Genomic DNA, 16,947 nt, shown 5'->3' with positions numbered 1-16,947 from the left:
CCTAGCACTCGCGGCGGCCGCGCGCCCGGGGCAGGATCGGGCCATGAGTGATCAAGCGCGTGACCAGGCAACCGAGCCGCTCGCCCTCAGCGCGGCGCTGGCCTCCTTCGACGCCCTGTGGAGCCCCCGGATCGTCACCCGGGTCAACGACTACGACGTACGGGTCGCCAAGGTGCGGGGCGAGCACCTCTGGCACGCCCACACCGACACGGACGAGTTCTTCCTGGTGGTGGACGGCGAGCTGTTCATCTCGCTGCGCGAGGCGGCCGGGGAGCGGACGGTCCGCCTCCCCCAGGGCTCGGTCTTCACCGTCCCCCGCGGCATCGAGCACAAGCCGCACTCCCCGTCCGGCGCCTCGATCCTGGTCTTCGAGCCCACCGGCACGATGACGGTCGGCGACCGGCACGAGGAGATCCCGGACCACGTGGACGCGACCGCCGGGCACGCGCTCGGGGCGGCGGGCCGCTGAGCGGACGGCCGGTCCGGGCGCCTCCCTGGCCGGCCGGTCCGCCGGGCCGCTCGCGGGCGATCGGTGCGGCGGCGATCGGCAGCGCCGCGACCGCGACCGCGCAGAGTCCGGACAGCGGCGCCCGCCGGGTGTGGCTCCCCGTGTAAGTCGTCATGGATCAGGGGTTGTTGGCGCCGACGCCGCTGCCTGTGAGGTCCGTCGCAGACTTCGGGTGGGGTTGTCCCCCGCGTGTTCCGGGCCGGGCCGCGCCGTACGGGGCTGTTGGGCCACCCGACTGATTATGGCCCGTGAGGGTTTGACTTCCTGCGGGTTATCGACGACAGGGGCGTACAACGGCAGCACGATACGTGCGGACTGCAGGCTGACGAGGCAAGGAGCGTCGTGAAAAGACTAGTGCAGACGGGAACGGTCGCCGGGGTGTGCGGCCTGGTGCTGTTCGGCACCGGAGTCGCGCATGCGCAGACCCCTCCGAGCGGATCGCTGCTGTCCGCCCTGACGGGTACGAACGGATCACTGCTGTCCGCGGTGACGGGCGCCGATCTCGCCTCGGTGACCGGAATGATGTCCGGCGTGCTGTGCGACAACCGCCTGGTCGACTTCAACTACCAGTCCCCCAGGGTGAAATCGCCGCATCCGTGCGTCAACGGACCGGTGCACAGCGGCAACAACAAGAACAGCAACAACTTCCACAACCGCGGGAACCCGGTGGACGCCGGCAACCCCAAGATCGCTGCCGGCTCCACCAACAGCCTCAACGAGTCCCACGGCATCGAGAAGGCCAGTCACAACGACATCTCCAAGATCCTCAAGGTCATTCGCTGAGGCCGTTCCCCGACCGGGCTCCGGCCCGCGGACAACGGAAAACCGGCCCCGGATCGCTCCGGGGCCGGTTCGGGCAGGCCCTGGGGCCCGGCTGACCGGTCAGCCCGATTTGTTGCTGCTGCCCGCCGAGTTGCCTGTAACGCTGGAACCGCTGTTGTTGGAACCGCTGTTGGACACCGGGCTGGCGGTGCTGCCGGGATTGCCGGTGATGCTGATGTTCTGCGCGTTCCTGACGTTTCCGCTGTACACGGGGCCGTTGATGCAGACCCTGCTGAGGCGGCCCTCGCAGCTGAATCCGGCGCGGAAGCTGGTGAAGATGTCGCCTTCGGCTTCGTCCTCTCCGCCCCCCCAGGCCATGGCGGGAGCCGCCGCGCCGCCGACCAGCAGGAGGCCGAGAACCCCTGCGAGCAGAATGTTGATGCGTGCCGTTTTCTTCACTGTGCGGTCCTGCCCCTCGCGGTTGGTAAACCCGTTGGTGAACCCCCGGTTGGTAAACCCGTTGGTAAACCCCGCAGTCTTGCTATCGGGCGACCTCATGCCGGCCAAGCCTGCACAGCGGCCGGTCTCGCGCGTTCACCCTGTCCGACCACCGATTTCACCGTGACGGCCCTCCGGCCGGACCGGCCGGCGGGCTGGGACGTGTTCCGCCCGGTCAGAGACGCAGCCCGAGGCGCCGTCCCGGATAGCCGCGGTCGGCCACGTAGCGGGCGCGGGCGAGGGCCTGCGGGGCACAGTTGGGCCAGGCGCCCAGGCCCTGGTCCTGGACGATGCGCTCGGCGACGGCGATCTGCTCGGCGCGGCTGGCCAGGTCGGCGCGCCGCGCGAACCGGTCGCCGCCGTAGGCGCGCCAGGTGGACGGGGAGATCTGGAGGCCGCCGTGGTAGCCGTTGCCGGTGTTGGAGTGCCAGTCGCCGCTGCTCTCGCAGGCGGCGACCTTCTCCCAGTCGGTGCCGGAGGGGGGCGGTTCGTCCGCCGCGGCGCTGCCGGCGGCGGTCAGCAGGCCGAGCAGGGCCAGCAGGGCGGACGGGAGTGCGACGGCGGTGCGTGCGGCGAGAGGCGACGGCATGGCGGTACTTCCTCCTGCGTGCTCCGGCGGCGTCGTGGCGTCCTGCCCGCCGCGACTGAGGGGCAGGCACCAGGTAACCCGTCAATATGCTTTTCGGCAGGATCGCGTAGGCCGGACGGAGGCATTTTCACCCGGGTGGGCCTCCTGTCGGTCGGGATACGGCAATTCATCTGCGGAGACGGAAGCCGCCCGCGGATCGGCCCGTTTCCCTTTCCCCGGACCACCGGGGTGGAAACGGGCGGCGTCCGCGGGAATTTACCTGACGGAATAGGCGAACGCGGGGGTGGCACCGTGCGGTTCCGGAGTGGCCACCGCGAACTCGTACGCCGGGGAGAAGGTGAAGTTGCGGACGTGGACCGGGATTTCGCTGCCGCAGGGGCCGGGGACGGCGACCGTGCCGGAGTCGGCGGGGAAACCGGCTTCGATGCGCTCGGGGGCGAGGGAGAGGCCGCGGCCGACGGCCTGGAGGGCGGCGTCCTTGCGCACCCAGAAGCGGGTGATGAGGCGTTCGCGTTCGGCGGCCGGGCGGCCGGCGGCGGCGCGGGACTCCCGCGCGGTGAGGATCTCGTACGGGGTGTGCAGCGCGGAGGTCTCCTGGCGTACGCGGCGCACGGATTCGACGGAGAAGCCCATCTGGTGGGCGCCGTCGCCGCAGGCCACGACCAGCAGGCCGCGGGTGCCGTACAGCTCCCAGTGGCCGGCGGCGGTCATCGCGGCGCGGACCCGGGCGGGGAGCCGGGCGAGCAGCCAGCCGCGGGACGCGGCGTCCAGGGTGGCTCTGGTGTGTCCGTTGAGGGACGGACAGCTGTCGGCGGTCAACTCGCTTCCGCACCCGGGGTGCGGGTCGGTTCCTTCGGGGACGTCCCCCACGGGGACCACGAAGACGGGGACTTGATCGGGGCCGAACTGGCCAGGGAGTTCCTGGTCGAGGAGTTCCTGGTCAAGATCGAGAAGAGCGGCGTTCGTTTCCACGTACTTTCCGTCCTCCACAGTTGAGCGGTGGCTCGGCCGCACCGGTGAGTGGCAGCCTTCAATCGGCGGGCGACTCGTGCTCCCCCTATTTCGCCTACATCGATCGGTACAGTCAGCCCTAGGTTTGCATGCCCTCCGGAGCCTTCGAGTCATCCCTCCTGCTGATGTCCGGCTACATACTTCGATGTACGGAGCAGCGACCCAATTCGGCGGCCAGGCCAAGGGATCGGGCCGTACGCGGAAGTAGTGTCCTGGTGTGTGGTTACGCCATTTCGCAAGTAAGCAACTGCGCCGCGCGCCCATACCGCTCCGTGACCTCAGAATGGCGGTGGGTTTCTTCGCCGGCTGCCTGATTCTGTACGTCCTGGGCGGGCCACGGGTGATGGGGGGCGAGATCCCCGTATGGCAGGCCGTCCTCCCGGTGCTGGTGCTGTGCGCGGCGACCGCCTTCCGCAGTGTGCTGCCGTTGGCCGCGGTGCTCGTGGGCACCGTCACCGTCAGCCTCGAAGCGGCGGCCAGCGGCGGGCTGGGGCCGGTGCTGATCTACACCGATCTGCTGTACGCGGCGGCACTGTACGGGGCGCCCTGGCTGTGCCGCGCGCTCCAGTTCGGCACCGTCGCGGCGACCATGGCCGCCACCGTCGTCTTCCTCTTCATCGGCGACCGGTCCGAGGGCGTGACGACCGGGCTGATCGTGGCGCTGCTGCTCATCTCCCCGGTCTGGACCGGGGTGTTGATACGGAACCACAAGGAGCAGGCGGACGCCGAGCGGCAGCGGGCGGCGCAGATCAACCGGCTGGCCGAGCTGGACCGCAAGACCGTGCTCCAGACCGAACGCACCCGGATGGCACGGGAGTTGCACGACCTGGTCGCCAACCACCTCAGCGCCATCGCCATCCACTCCAGCGCGGTGCTGTCCCTCCAGGAGGCCCACGGCAGCCGGCAGGACCGGGGCGGCGGGGCGGACGCGGAGGATCCGGTGCTGCGGGCGCTGGCGGTGATCCGCGAGAACAGCGTGCAGGGGCTGGCCGAGATGCGGCGCATGGTGGTGCTGCTGCGCTCCGACCGGGCGGTGGACGACGACTGGGACCGGCCGCAGCTGAACGCGCTGGGCGCGCTGGTCGAACAGGCCCGGCCCGCCGCCGCCGCGGCGGAGCTGACGCTGCACACCGAGTTCCCCGAGAGCTTCCCCGAGGTGTCGTCGGTGATCGAGGTGACCGCGTACCGCATCGTGCAGGAGGCGCTGACCAACTGCCTCAAGCACGCCGCTGCCGGGCGGGTGCGGATCCGCTGCGAGACCGGTGCCGAGCAGCTGACCATCTCCGTCGAGAGCCCGCTGGCCCGCCCGGACGTGCCCGCCCGGCAGCGGCGCCCCGGGGATCCGGCGACCGCCGGGGCGGGCGCCGGGCTCGCCGGGATGTCCGAGCGGGCCACGCTGGTCGGCGGCGTCTTCGACGCGGGCCCCGACCGGTCGGCCCCCGGCCGCTGGCGGGTCCGCGCGGTGCTCCCGCTGGGCCAGAACTCCTGATGGGCGGGCGGGTGTCGGCCGACGGGCGGGTGCCGGCGGGTACCGCCGCGCGGCCGCGCCGACCGGGGCCCGCGTCCTTGGGGGCGCGTCCTGCGGGAGCGCGTCCCGCAGTCCTGAGTGTGCGAGCGCTGGGTGTGCGAGCGCTGGGTGTCCGCGTCCTGAGTGTCCGAGTCCCGAGTGTCCGAGTCCCGAGTTCCTGGAGGGTGATCAGAAGTGGAGTATGCGGTGGAGAAACCGGTGGCGGAGCGTGCCCAGGCCCCTGAGGAGAGCCGGCCGGACATTCGGGTGCTGGTCGCCGACGACCAGGCGGCGGTGCGCTCCGGTCTGGTCCTCGTCCTCCAGACCGACCCGGGCATCACGGTCGTCGGCGAGGCCGGCGACGGTGAGGCGGCGGTGCGGATGGCCGGCCAACTGCGGCCCGACGTCGTGCTGATGGACGTGCAGATGCCGCTGCTCAACGGTGTCGCCGCCACCCGCAGGATCGTCGAGCGCGGGCTGGCGGAGGTCCTGGTGCTGACCACCTTCGACCTCAACGAGTACATCTTCGGGGCGCTGCGGGCCGGGGCTGGCGGCTTCATCCTCAAGAACGCGGAACCGGCCGTCCTGGTCGGCGCCGTACGGGAGGTGGCGCACGGGGAGGGCTTCCTGACCCCGGCGATCGCCCGGCGGCTGATCTCCGAGTTCGCGCTCCAGGCGCCGTCGTCGCGGCCCTCGCTGCCGGACGGCGCCGCGCAGACCCTGGACACCCTCACCAAGCGGGAGTTGGAGGTGCTGGCCTGCATCGGGCGCGGGCTGGCCAACAGCGCCATCGCCCAGACCCTCAATCTGGCCGAGGGCACCGTCAAGACGCACACCAGCCGGATCCTGTCGAAGCTGAACCTGCGCAGCCGGGTGCAGGCGGCGATCCTGGCGCAGCAGCACGGGGTCACCCTGCGGGGGTGAGGGCCGGGGCCGGCGGCCGGACTCAGCGGGCCAGCAACCGCCGGGCGATGGCGTCGTTCTGGCGGAAGGCCACGGCGTTGGCCCGCGGGCGCGGGAACTGGGCCGGGCCGGCCACGATCCGGTCGCGGTGCACGGTGCCGTCCGCGGCGACCGGGTGCAGCTCCGCGCCGGACAGCCGCGGCGGCCCGTCGTCCTCCCCGGCGGGGTCCGGCGCCAGCTCACCGCGGGCCGCCAGGGCGCGCAGCAGCGGGTCGGCGACCCGGTCCGGAGCGGCGGGCGCCAGCCGGGCGTCCAGGAGGACGGCCGCCTCGTGGACGGCGCCGGGGACGGCGGGGCTCAGCGCCCGGAAGCCGGCCGGCCCGGTCTCCACGCGCATGCCGGGGCCCACGAACGTCACCACGCCCGCCTCCGCCAGAGCCAGCAGCTGCCGGGCGCGCAGCGGCGGCGGGCCCGAGCTGAGGTACGTACCGAGGGCGAAACGGCGCAGCGCGTCGGCGACCGAGGCGTCGTCGAGGTCACCGGAGCGCCACAGCTCCTCGACGACCTCGCCGGTCCGGCGGAGGCCGTCCACCAGGGCGAGTTCAGGGCCGGCCGCCGGTCCCGTACGGCGTCGCAGGGTCGCGGCCAGGTGGGCGCGCAGCTGCCGCTGGAGGTCGTCGCCGCCGGTGAAGCGGCGGCCGGCCAGCGGGTCGGCCAGCCGGTCGAGGTCGAGGCGGTCGGCCGGGTCGGGGACCGCCGCGCGGGCCAGTTTGGCCAGCCGGCCGGCGTCGGTGAACAGCAGGGCGTACTGGGCGTCGAAGTCCTGCCAGGTCATGCGGGTGCGGTCGGGTGCGGCGGCGAACAGGGCGCGGTAGTGGTGCCAGGCCAGTTCGGCCAGCACCAGCGGCCAGACGTCGCGGCCGAAGGACGCGCCGGGGCGGGCCAGCGCGGCGCGGCAGGCGCCGGGGGTGGCGAAGCGGAGGCCGCCGTCCGGCGCCGCGGGCGCGGTGGCCGACGGCTTCGGGGGCAGCGGTACGCCGCGGCGGGAGCCCGCGTACAGGCGGGGTTCGCGGCCGGACGGCAGATAGCGCAGCGGGCCGCCGGGCACCCCGGAGAACCGGCCGCCGCGGCCTTCCGTCAGCAGGGCCAGGCAGTCGACGAAGACCAGGCCGAGGCCGCGGACGACGACGGGCGCACCGGCCGGTATGCGGTCCAGCGCGTCCGGGTCGGCGGGGCCGGGGCCGATCCGGGTCAGTCCGGGCGGGGCGGGGGCGGCGAGGGTGTCCACATGGCCCTGGGCGAGGACCACCCGGTCGGCGAGGACGGTCCGGCCGGAGTCGAGAACCACCCGCTGGCGCCCCAGGCGGCCGTACGGGGCGGTGCGCAACAGGTCGACGGCGCGGGCCCGGTGGACGTGCAGCCGTACCGACGCCGGCCGCGCGCCGGTCACCTCGGAGAAGAAGCGGCGCAGATAGCGGCCCTGGTCGCGGCGGGCGGCATAGGCGCCGTCGTGCAGCGGGGCGTCGAGCCACCCGGCAGTGGTGGGGCCGGGGCGCGGCGGTCCGGCGCAGGCGACGCTCTCGTCGGGGTACATGGTGACCTGGTCGGCGGCGGAGTTCATCCACAGCAGGCCGGGCTGGTCGGTGCGCCAGGTGCGGCCGGCGCCCGGCGGGTACGGATCGACGACGTGCAGGTCCAGCGGGCGATCGCCGTACAGGGCGGGCACGTTGGCGAGGATGCGCTCCACGATGGAGGCGCCGCGCGGGCCGCAGCCGATGACGCAGAGGGCGAGCGGTGCGCCGGTGTTCCCGCCGTGGTGCGGGTCCTTCCCCATCACCGTCCCCCCGTCCTGACCGTCCTGCCCGGCCTCTCGTGAACGCGCCTCCGGAACCCGACCCGGAGCGCGCCCCGAAACCGCCCGGAAACCGCAGGAGCCCGGTGGCCCGCACCGCAGCGCGGGACCACCGGGCGCCGTGTCAGCAGCCCGTGCTGACGGTGGAGCCGAGGGCCTGAGCCTCACGCTCGGCCGGCACCTCGATGCCCTGAAGGTCCATGATGGTCATTGACGACACCTCCCTTCCGCGATTCGGTGGTGATGTGTACGGTGAGAGGTCCGGTGCTGTGCAGGCACCGGACGGCGTCAGCAGCCAGTGCTGACGGTGGAGCCCAGCGCCTGGGCCTCACGCTCGGCGGGCACCTCGATGCCCTGCAGGTCCATGATCGACATATCGGAAACCTCCCTTCGATGTGTCGCAGTGGTGGTTGACCACGGTGGTGACGTGCCGTATCAGGTGCCGATGCGGGGCACCTGACGGCGCGTCAGCAGCCGGTGCTGACGGTCGAGCCCAGCGCCTGAGCCTCACGCTCGGCCGGCACCTCGATGCCCTGAAGGTCCATGATGGTCATTTACGACACCTCCCTTCCGTTGTCCGCAGTGCCCTCCGGCCCGGACGGGACGGCGGGGGTCGCGGCGCCGTGGGCGCCGCGGGCGCGCTCCGGGACGGCCGGGTGAACGGCCGCGGCGGACCGCGAGTCGGTGAGGAACGGGAGCAGCCGGGTGCCCCGTTCGGCGGCGGCGAGGGCCAGCAGTACGCCGGCCCCGCCGGTGGCCACGTCCATGGAGATCCGGGCCCGGCCGTCGCAGGGGAAGACCGTCGCGCCGTTCAGCCTCATGGCGTGCTGCTGGAGATTGGCCAGATGGCGGTGGAGCTGCCGCTCGGCGTCCGCCGCGGGCAGCGGGACCCACTCGCGCAGGGCGGCGAGGGTGCCGATCAGTCCGGCGCGTCCGCCCCACAGCCCCGATTCGATGACGAAGTCGGCGGAGCAGGCCCGCAACAGGCCGGGCAGGGCCGCACGGATCCGGGCGTCGTCGCGGTGGCCCAGGAGTTCGGCCGCCACCAGGGCGATGCCCGCACTGCCGTTGTCCAGGTAGGGCAGGAGCCGGAACCCCTCGTCGACCTGGAGCGTGTCCTGCGGTCCCGACGCACAGCGGTCGAGGTCGCGGTGGACGGCCCGGACCGCCTGGTCCAGCAGGCCGGTGTCGCCGGTGGCCTGGTGGGCGCGGAGCAGGAACAGCGCCGGTCCGGACCAGCCGTACATCAGCCCGCCGGCGTGCCGGGAACCGGTCCGCCGCTGGTACGCGACCGGCTCCCGGAGGGCGGCGGCCAGCCGGTCGGTGACGCGGTCGGCCAGTCGCAGGGCCGAAGCGCGGGCCGTGTCGTCCGCCCAACGGTCCGCGAAGTGCAGGAGGTTGAGGCCGGCGCCGGACAGTCCGCGGTAGAGGCTGGGGCAGTGCCGTACGTCGAGCTGCCCGCCGGCCCGGTCCAGGGCGCGGCGCGCCCCTTCCTCGTCGCCCAGCTCCGCGAGGACGTACGCGATGCCGTGCAGCCCGTCGTAGAAGCCGATCCGCTCGGCCGGTACCCGGTCGGCGGCGGCCCGCAGCCAGGCGACGTGGTGCGCGTCGCGTTCCCCGAGCACGGTGTGCCGGGCCCACAGGACGCCGGCGGCGCCGTGCGCGAACCCCGCGCCGCCCTCGGCGAATTGGGCGAAGTCCCCGGGGTGCAGCCGGTCCGTGCGGTGCGGGGTGGCGCTGTCGCGCAGCCCGCGCCCGATGGAAGCGATCAGGTCCGGGGCCGGGAACGGGCCGGGGGCGCTGACCAGGGCGCACGGCGGGGCGCCCGCAGACGGTCCTGTCTGAACTGACCGCCCTGCCTGGGCTGCCGGGGCCGGCTGACCGGCCGGAGCTGCCGGGGCGAGTTGCCCGGCCAGCCGGGCCACCAGGTCCTCCGGGAGGCCGAACCGGCGGGCCGCGGTGTCGAGCAGCGCGGGCGCCTTGTCGGGGGACAGGCCGCCGAGCGCGGCGAGCGGCAGGAACAGCCACAGGGCGATGGCGGCGAGTGCGTGGCGGTCGCCGTCCGCACCGGTGGCGTCGGCCCGGTGGAAGCCCGGCGCGCCGAGGCTGCTGGGGGTGGCCCGGTCGATCGCGTCGGCCACCTCGAAGTCCAGGAGGACCGGGATGTCGCCGGGCTGGATGATGAAGTTGCCCGGGTGCAGGTCGCCGATGCGGATGCCGCGTCCGTGGACCGAGGCGACCAGCGCCTCGATCCGGGCGAACAGGGCCAGCGCGCGGTCCCGGTGGGCGGCCACGGCCGCCTCGTCGGGCTCGGGCACGGTCAGCGGGTAGACGCCGGCCAGCCAGGACTGGAAGTCCTTCCCCTCAACGTCCTCCAGGACGAGGAACAGGTGGTCGCGGACCTCGAAGGTGCCGAAGGTGCGGGGGATGCCGGGCAGCCCGGCGAGCGTGGTCAGGATCCGGTGCTCGTGGGCGAGCCGGGCGACCGCGTCCCGGCCGACGCCGTCCGTACCAGAGTACGGCCGGCCCTCCTTGAGGACGACGCTGCGCGCTCCCGCGCCGAGGGCGTGCTCCCCGGCCGGCTCGGCGCGGTAGACGCCGCCGCCGTGCGAGAAGTGCAGCGCTCCGGTGATCCGGTAGGGGAAGTCGTCCACGGCCTGGCGGGCGGCCAGCGAGTCCTTGAGGACGTCCGGGAGCGGGACCCAGTCGGGGGTGTGGAAGACGGGGGTGCGGCGGTCCGGCTCCAGGGTGCCGTCGGGGCGCCGCACGGCCGTGACGAGATCGCCGCCACCCTCGACGTCTTCCATGTAGCGGGTGCGGAAGCCGCCGTAGCGGACGTACAGCGGGCCCTCGCGAAAGCGCAGGTCGGTCAGGACGTACGGTCCGGGACGGCCGCCGACGACGGCGTCCAGCCCTTCGAGGGTGCGGGCCAGGTCCGCCTCGTCCACGGGGTAGACGGTCAGCAGCTTGCCGGCGGAGGAGCGCTGGGCGTACTTGCGGCTCAGCGCGCGCAGGACGTTGGCGCTCTTGAGGTACTTGAAGAGCAGACCGTGCCGGACGCAGTAGGCGGCGACGTCGGCGAGGGTGCGCTCGGCGTCCTCGGGGGCCGCGCTGACGTGGATCTTCCAGCCCTGGTCGGGGAGTTGGCGCTCCTCGTCCACGGGCGGGCGGCAGAAGGACCAGGCTTCGTTCTCGTCGTACGTCCAGCCTTCGGGGAGCGGCGGGGCCGGGAAGCGGGTGGCCTCCAGGTCCCAGTTGCCGGGCCAGTCGAAGAAGATGCGGTCGGCCAGGGCGAAGCTCTCGGCACCGTCCCTCATGCGGCACCCCGCTCGTTCCCGGCGGGCGCGGCCGTGTCGAGGAAGGCCGCGACCGCGCTGCGGCCGGTCGCCGCCAGGTGCTCGGCGAGGATCTCGCGGGCCTGGACCTTGTCGTCCTCGGTCACGAAGTCCTCCAGCCCGACGGCCAGAACGCGGTTGGTGGCGCTGGGCTTGAGCGAGGCGTAGTGCTCGTCGCGGAGGATCCCCCACACGATCGCGTCGTGGTAGGCGCCGTCGAGGTAGCAGTGGTCCCGCAGGATGCCCTCGACCACGAACTGGGTCTTGGTCATCAGCCGGATGATGCTCTTGTTGTAGGCGGCGGTGGTGACCTGGACGCGGTGCGCGTCGAGCTGGTGGAAGAGGTAGTCGACGAGGAGGACCACGGCCTCCGCACCGTAGCCCCGGCGCCAGAGTTCCGGGGTGCCGATGGCGCCGCCGACGGAGTAGCCGCCGATCCGGCCGGTGCGCTGGTAGCTGACGGTGCCGATGCGTTCGCCGTCGTGGGTGCGGATCACCATGTGGCTGACCCGCCCGGAGCGGTTGGCCTGCTCGACGTCGGCGGCGCCCAGCAGTTCCCAGTCGCCGCTCATCACGGCCGCCGGCGAGCCGGGCCGCAGCCAGGAGGCGATCGCCGCCCAGTCGTCGTCGCCGGGCCATTCCAAGGTCACCAGTCGTCCCTGCACGGTGCGTTTCCTCCTCAGCCGGTGTAGCGGGCCAGTACGAGTACGGCGTTGTGTCCGCCGAAGCCGAACGAATTGCTGAGCACCACGTCTCCGTCCCAGTCGCGGGCGCCCTTGGTTACCAGGTCGAGATCCGGTTCCCCGGGGTGGTCGCAGTTGCGGATCGGGGGGATCGCCCGGTCCCGCAGCGAGAGCACCGCGGCGGCGGCCTCGGCCGCCCCGGAGGCGCCGAGCATGTGCCCGGTCATGCTCTTGACGGCGGTGACCGGGGTGCGCCGCAGGGTGTCGGGGCCCAGCACCTCGCGCAGCGCGGCGGCCTCGATGCGGTCGTTGAGGACGGTGCCGGTGCCGTGGGCGCTGATCTGCCCGACGTCCTCGGGATCCCTGCCGGCGTCGGCGAGCGCGGCCCGCATCGCGCGGACGGCTCCGGCGCCGGTGGGGTCGGGGGCGGTGGCGTGGTGGGCGTCGGTGGTCGCGGCGTAGCCGGCCACCTCGGCGAGGATCGGGGCGCCGCGCCGTTCGGCGTGCCCGGCCTCCTCCAGCGTCAGTACGGTGGCGCCGACCGCCATCACGAAGCCGTCCCGGTCCCGGTCGAAGGGCCGGCTGGCGCCTTCGGGGTCGTCGTTGCGGCGGGAGAGCGCCCTGGCGTTGGCGGTGCCGGCCAGGTCGACGGCGGTGAGCGAGTCGTCCGTGCCGCCGGCCAGCGCGATGTCGGCGCGGCCGTGCCGGATCAGCTCGGCCGCCTCCCCGATGGCCACCGCGCCGGTGGCGCAGGCCGCGGAGACCGCGTTGCTGGGGCCGGCGATGCCGTACTTGATGGACAGCAGGCTCGCCGGGTGGTCGATCGCGGTGAGCACCGAGTGGTACGGGGAGACCCGGCGCGGGCCCTGCTCCTTGAGGATGTCGTACTGCTGCTGGATCGCGGGGGCGGCACCGTAGCCGGAGCCGATCACCGCGGCGAAGCGGTACGGGTCGATGCCGTCCGGGGGCGTGAGGCCGGCGGCGCGCAGCGCCTGGGCGGCGGCGGCCACCGCGTACTGGGTGAAGCGGTCGCTGCGGCGGGCCTCTTGGGGCGTGAGGGAACCGTCGGCGGCCGGGTCGAAGTCCTTGACGTCACCCGCGATGCGCACCGGCAGGCCGGAGGCGTCGAAGCGGGTGACGGCGCCGACACCGCTGCGGCCGGCCAGGAGGGCGGCCCAGAAGTCCGCGGTGGTGTTGCCCACGGGGGACACCACGCCGCAGCCGGTGACGACGACCCGCCGCCGATCCGCTGCCCGTAACTCCATGAAACCCGCCTCCTACTTTTCTACCCCTTGTCACGATCGGGGCGCCCTCATGAACAGAAAGATGACAGGCGAGTCAGAGTCTTGTCAACGCTTCGCGCCCAACGGAGTCAGCCGACTGAGCAGGTCAATCAGGGCAAGAACGCAGCTCACCAGCGGAAACGCCGCCCTCCACATGACTGGCAGAGTCATTAAATTTGACTGACGAGGCGCCAGGCGAGCACGGTGCACCGGCCGCCGCCAGCGTCGGTCCCCGTGTCCGCTCCCGTGCGCCGGGCCGCGGGTAGGGGCCCGGCGTACATAGAAAGTGACAGGAGGCGCCGGGGAAAGTGCCTACCTGCGGATGATCCGGACCGGCGGGCCGGGCGGGACGCTGGAGCGGTCAACCAGCTCCGGCACCACCAACGAGGGACGAGGGAACTCATGAAGGGTATTGCCGTAGGCATTTTTCTGGCGATCGTCGGCGTCATCCTGTGGCTCACCACAAAGGAAGTCGAGACGCCGGTCATCTCACTTCACAAGGCGGGACTCGTCCTGGCCATCGTCGGCGGCGCGGAGGCGCTCTTCGCGCTCCTGGGGCTGGGGAAGAAGTCGAATAAATAGCGTCGCAATTACGGCATTTGTGGCACGGCCGGCGCTTTTGGCAGTTTCCGCTCTGACGCCCGCCCGGGTGGACCGCAGGTCTCCCCGGCGGGCGTCAGTTCCGCTTTTCGAGGAGTTCGGTGAGCCGTTCCCTGGCCCGGTCGGCGTGCCGGTACGCCTGAGCGCGCCGGAACAGCTCGGCGGAATACCGGAAGTAACCGGCCGCCTTTTCCCGGTCCCCGATCCGCTCGTGTGCCGCCGCGATCTCCAGGAGCGCGGCGGCTTTCTCGTGACGGCGGCCGGTGTCGGGCAGCGCGGCCAGCTCGGCGCCCAGCGCCCGGACCCGCGCCGGATCGCCGGCGGCCTCCGCGCAGACCGCCTCGGCGGTCGTCAGCCAGAGCGGGAAGTCCGGTTCCTGCGCCACGGAGGCGACCACCAGCCCGCGCTCCACAATGCTGCGCGCGGCGCTCCGCTCGCCGCGGCCGAGCAGCAGCAGCGCGTAATGACCGTTGACCTTCTCCCAGAGCCGGAACCCGGCGGCCGGGGTGACCCGGCGCGCGGTGTCGGCCAGCAGCTCCGCCGCCCGGTCCGCCGCGCCGCGGTCCCACAGGTCCAGCGCCCGGTGCAGGTCGATACTGGCGCGCGGCCCGGGCAGCACCCCGTGCGCGGCCGGCCGGCCGCGGTCGGTGGCCGGCGCCCAGTGGGCGCAGCCGCTCCAGTAGGCGCAGCGGGTCAGCACGTCGAGGACCAGCAGCGAGTGGAAGCCGGTGCCGGGGGCCAGGTCGGACTCCAGCGAGCCGGTCAGCGCGTAGCGCAGCCCGTCCTGGACCCGGCCGGCCGACTCCAGCAGGTCGGCGAGCGCGATCAGCGCGCGCAGCCGGGCCTCGGCGTACGGCGCGGCCGCGAGCGCGTCCAGCATCCGCAGCAGGACGGCCGCGCCTTCGTCGGCGCGGCCCAGTGACCCCAGTATTTCGGCAATGGCGAGCTGTGCCTCGGTATATACGTCGTCCTGCCGGCCGGCCGATTCGGTCTCGGCCAGCGCGCGGAATTCCCGGAGCGCACCCTCGGCATCGCCGCCCTCCCATTGGCGGCGAGCCGCGACCAATCGGCCGACCAGATCCAGCCGGCGGACCCGGCCGGTGGATTCGGCCGACTCGGCGCCGCCGGATATTTCCGTCACGCCGACCCCGAGGCGCTCGGCCAGGATCTTGAGGGCCCGGCCGCTGGGAATACGCTTCCCGCGTTCGACGAGGGAGATGTAGCTGGAGGACATGTCGGATCCGGCGAGATCGTGCTGGGTCATTCCCGCGCCGACCCGGAGCTCTTTGATTCGCCTCCCGGTGTCCGCCAGCTCAGGCATTCGACAAATCCTCCGGATTCGAACGGTTCGATGACTGTGGTCGGCTAGACAAATCCCGAGTCACAATGAGCGCGGGCTACTTTACCAAGCAGTCAAGACGAAGTCGACATCATTTTTACTTTCTTCACCCGACTTCACACAGGACTTCACCAAGCCATGACGAGATCATTTCGCCGGCCCCGGATCAATGGTGCACACACCAATACGGCGATCCACGGGGAGCGGCGGGCGGACCGGGCGCGGCGCCCGCCCGTCCGCCGGAACCGGACGGGCGGGTAGGCCGAACCGGGTGGCCGCAACCGCCGCCTGCACCTTTCGATGTAGTACCGCACGCCGATGTCCGCACCCCCTGTGACGTGGTCGGATGAGACCGCGCGGGGGCATCGCGGCGCCCGCATCACTACCGCCCGACCAGCGGAGGCCCCTCCCATGACGCAGCCCCAACGCCCCGATCTGCACAAGGAATCGGCGCCGTCGCCGACCGCGCCCCGGCAGCCCTCGGTGCTCGCCTCGGACGCCGAGCGCGAGGACATGATCGAGCGGCTGCGGGAAGCCACCGTGGACGGCCGGCTGACGCTGGAGGAACTGGCCGAGCGCTACGAGGCGGCCTATCTGGCCCGTACGCGCGAGGAGTTGGCGTCGGTCGGCGAGGATCTGCCCGCCGCCGCACCGCCGCCCTCGCCGGCTGCCGCCGGACAGCGGGTGTTCAAGGCGGTGTTCGGCGATCTGACGCTGAGCAGCCCCGCCCTGGAGAACGGCATCGAGGCCACCGCGGTCTTCGGCGATCTGACCCTCGACCTGTGCTCCTCCCCGGCCCCGTCGACCGGTGAACTGACCATCTCGGCCCGCGCGGTGCTCGGCGATGTGCACCTGCTCCTCCCCGAGGGCGTCCGGGTCGAGCTGAACTGCAGCAAGCTCTTCGGCGATCTGCGCGATCTGACCCGGGCGCACTCCGGCCCGGAGTCCGTCACCCCGCTGGTGCGCATCACCGGCTCCGCGGTCTTCGGCGACATCGTCGTCGCCCACCCCAGCAGCGACCGGCGCACGTACTGGCAGAAGTGGCTCGACGAGCGCCGGCGCGGGGCCTGAGCCACCGGCCGCCGGATCCGAGGGAGGAGCAGCGATGACGTCGTACGAGGCCCCGCCGCACCCCGCGCCCGCCCCGCCCCGGCGCGACGAGGGGCGGATCACGGTGCGGTCCCATCTGCGGCACACCGGCGCGCTGGTCCGCCGCAACCTCCTGCAGATCCGGCAGAACCCGGAGTCGATGACCGACGCGCTGTTGATGCCGGTCGTGCTGACGCTGCTCTTCGTCTTCGTCTTCGGCGGTGTGCTCGGCGCCGGCGGCGACCGCACCCGGTACCTGGGGTTCCTGGTGCCGGGCCTGATGGTGATCCTCGGGATGACCATCGCGATGGCGGTCGGCACGGGCGTCAACGACGACTTCCGCACGGGCCTGATGGACCGTTTCCGCACCCTGCCCATCGCCCGCTCCTCGGTGCTGATCGCCAAGGTCGTGGTGGAGACCGGCCGGATGCTGGTCGCCATCGCGGTCCTGCTGGCCGTCGCCGCGCTGCTCGGCTTCGACGTCACAGGGCGCTGGCCCGGCCTGCTGGCCGCGACCGGGCTGACCGCCCTGTTCGGCACGTCCCTCGTGTGGACCTTCATGCTCCTGGGGCTGACCCTGCGCAGCGCCCAGGCCGTGCAGGGGCTGTCGGTGGTGGTCCTGACGCCGCTTCAGTTCGGTTCCTCGATCTTCGTGTCGCCGACGACGATGCCGCACTGGCTCGAAAGCCTCACCCGCCTCAACCCCCTGACCCATATGGCCGACGCGGCCCGCGGACTGGCCCTGGGCGAGGGCCCGGTGGCCGGCCCGGTGACCTGGACGGTGCTGTGGTCGCTGGGCCTGACGGCGGTCACCGCCCCGATCGCCCTCGCGAAGTTCGCCAGGAAGACCTGACCCCGGACCCGTACGGAGCGGCGGCAACCACCCCTGGCACGCCGCGGCGTGGCCCCCTCCGTACGAAGAAGGCGTGCCCCGCCCCCGCCCGGCTTCCCCCGTGGCCGGCAGGGGCGGGGCACGCACAAGGCCCGG

The 16,947-nt window shown here is 72.9% G+C and carries 18 protein-coding genes; 7 read left to right on the top strand and 11 right to left on the bottom strand.

The window, feature by feature from the left end:
• Positions 1–43 precede the first annotated feature (43 nt).
• Entirely contained in the window at positions 44–469 is a 426-nt protein-coding gene (locus ACO1BR_RS03885) for a cupin domain-containing protein (RefSeq protein ID WP_426793591.1), read from the top strand.
• A 381-nt stretch (positions 470–850) separates the two neighbouring features.
• A complete protein-coding gene (locus ACO1BR_RS03880) occupies positions 851–1,291 on the top strand; it encodes a hypothetical protein (RefSeq protein ID WP_426793590.1) in 441 nt (146 codons plus the stop codon).
• Positions 1,292–1,390: 99 nt separating this feature from the next.
• Here ACO1BR_RS03880 and ACO1BR_RS03875 read toward each other — a convergent pair whose 3' ends face one another.
• From ACO1BR_RS03875 to ACO1BR_RS03865, 3 genes are all read right to left on the bottom strand, one after another.
• Positions 1,391–1,828 (bottom strand): hypothetical protein, encoded by a 438-nt coding sequence (locus ACO1BR_RS03875; RefSeq protein WP_426793589.1) that lies wholly within the window; start codon positions 1,826–1,828, stop codon positions 1,391–1,393.
• A gap of 115 nt (positions 1,829–1,943) precedes the next feature.
• Positions 1,944–2,357 carry a transglycosylase family protein gene (locus ACO1BR_RS03870; RefSeq protein ID WP_426793588.1) on the bottom strand — a complete coding sequence of 138 codons (414 nt, stop codon included), beginning with the start codon at positions 2,355–2,357 and terminating at the stop codon, positions 1,944–1,946.
• Positions 2,358–2,612: 255 nt separating this feature from the next.
• Positions 2,613–3,329: a hypothetical protein gene (locus tag ACO1BR_RS03865; RefSeq protein ID WP_426793587.1), complete on the bottom strand. Its 717-nt coding sequence runs from the start codon at positions 3,327–3,329 to the stop codon at positions 2,613–2,615.
• A gap of 328 nt (positions 3,330–3,657) precedes the next feature.
• On the opposite strand from ACO1BR_RS03865, the gene ACO1BR_RS03860 reads away from it, so the two are divergent.
• Together ACO1BR_RS03860 and ACO1BR_RS03855 are read left to right on the top strand one after the other, a co-directional pair.
• On the top strand, positions 3,658–4,857 hold the full coding sequence (locus ACO1BR_RS03860) for a sensor histidine kinase (RefSeq protein WP_426793586.1): 1,200 nt from the start codon (positions 3,658–3,660) through the stop codon (positions 4,855–4,857).
• Between the two features lie 225 nt (positions 4,858–5,082).
• Positions 5,083–5,799, top strand: coding sequence for a response regulator (locus tag ACO1BR_RS03855; protein ID WP_426793585.1), 717 nt, complete (start codon positions 5,083–5,085; stop codon positions 5,797–5,799).
• A gap of 22 nt (positions 5,800–5,821) precedes the next feature.
• On the opposite strand, the gene ACO1BR_RS03850 is transcribed toward ACO1BR_RS03855, so the two are convergent.
• The 7 genes from ACO1BR_RS03850 to ACO1BR_RS03820 form a co-directional block, all read right to left on the bottom strand.
• Complete coding sequence (locus tag ACO1BR_RS03850) at positions 5,822–7,612, bottom strand: FAD/NAD(P)-binding protein (RefSeq protein ID WP_426793584.1); 1,791 nt, start codon at positions 7,610–7,612, stop codon at positions 5,822–5,824.
• 142 nt (positions 7,613–7,754) lie between these two features.
• On the bottom strand, positions 7,755–7,841 hold the full coding sequence (locus tag ACO1BR_RS03845; RefSeq protein ID WP_189299667.1) for a class III lanthipeptide: 87 nt from the start codon (positions 7,839–7,841) through the stop codon (positions 7,755–7,757).
• Between the two features lie 77 nt (positions 7,842–7,918).
• Complete coding sequence (locus ACO1BR_RS03840; RefSeq protein ID WP_373299802.1) at positions 7,919–7,996, bottom strand: class III lanthipeptide; 78 nt, start codon at positions 7,994–7,996, stop codon at positions 7,919–7,921.
• Positions 7,997–8,097: 101 nt separating this feature from the next.
• Positions 8,098–8,175, bottom strand: a complete 78-nt coding sequence (locus ACO1BR_RS03835) for a class III lanthipeptide (protein WP_373299802.1) — start codon at positions 8,173–8,175, stop codon at positions 8,098–8,100.
• A gap of 9 nt (positions 8,176–8,184) precedes the next feature.
• Positions 8,185–10,947, bottom strand: a complete 2,763-nt coding sequence (gene lanKC, locus ACO1BR_RS03830) for a class III lanthionine synthetase LanKC (protein ID WP_426793583.1) — start codon at positions 10,945–10,947, stop codon at positions 8,185–8,187.
• Positions 10,944–11,630, bottom strand: a complete 687-nt coding sequence (locus tag ACO1BR_RS03825) for a GNAT family N-acetyltransferase (RefSeq protein ID WP_426793582.1) — start codon at positions 11,628–11,630, stop codon at positions 10,944–10,946. Before ACO1BR_RS03825 ends, lanKC begins: the two co-directional genes overlap by 4 nt.
• A gap of 14 nt (positions 11,631–11,644) precedes the next feature.
• Entirely contained in the window at positions 11,645–12,913 is a 1,269-nt protein-coding gene (locus tag ACO1BR_RS03820; protein WP_426793581.1) for a beta-ketoacyl-[acyl-carrier-protein] synthase family protein, read from the bottom strand.
• Positions 12,914–13,333: 420 nt separating this feature from the next.
• On the opposite strand from ACO1BR_RS03820, the gene ACO1BR_RS03815 reads away from it, so the two are divergent.
• Complete coding sequence (locus ACO1BR_RS03815; RefSeq protein WP_043270175.1) at positions 13,334–13,513, top strand: DUF5708 family protein; 180 nt, start codon at positions 13,334–13,336, stop codon at positions 13,511–13,513.
• Between the two features lie 94 nt (positions 13,514–13,607).
• On the opposite strand, the gene ACO1BR_RS03810 is transcribed toward ACO1BR_RS03815, so the two are convergent.
• The gene (locus ACO1BR_RS03810; protein WP_426793580.1) at positions 13,608–14,852 is read right to left on the bottom strand and encodes a helix-turn-helix domain-containing protein; all 1,245 of its coding nucleotides are present in this window, start codon (positions 14,850–14,852) and stop codon (positions 13,608–13,610) included.
• Positions 14,853–15,281: 429 nt separating this feature from the next.
• Between ACO1BR_RS03810 and ACO1BR_RS03805 the strand changes: the two genes are divergently transcribed.
• On the top strand, positions 15,282–15,941 hold the full coding sequence (locus ACO1BR_RS03805) for a DUF1707 SHOCT-like domain-containing protein (protein WP_426793579.1): 660 nt from the start codon (positions 15,282–15,284) through the stop codon (positions 15,939–15,941).
• A gap of 34 nt (positions 15,942–15,975) precedes the next feature.
• On the top strand, positions 15,976–16,812 hold the full coding sequence (locus tag ACO1BR_RS03800; RefSeq protein ID WP_426793578.1) for an ABC transporter permease: 837 nt from the start codon (positions 15,976–15,978) through the stop codon (positions 16,810–16,812).
• Positions 16,813–16,947 lie beyond the last annotated feature (135 nt).

The organism is Streptomyces sp. YGL11-2, from assembly GCF_050054615.1.
Taxonomy (GTDB): Bacteria; Actinomycetota; Actinomycetes; order Streptomycetales; family Streptomycetaceae; genus Streptomyces.
This window is presented reverse-complemented; position numbering and strand designations above follow the sequence as displayed.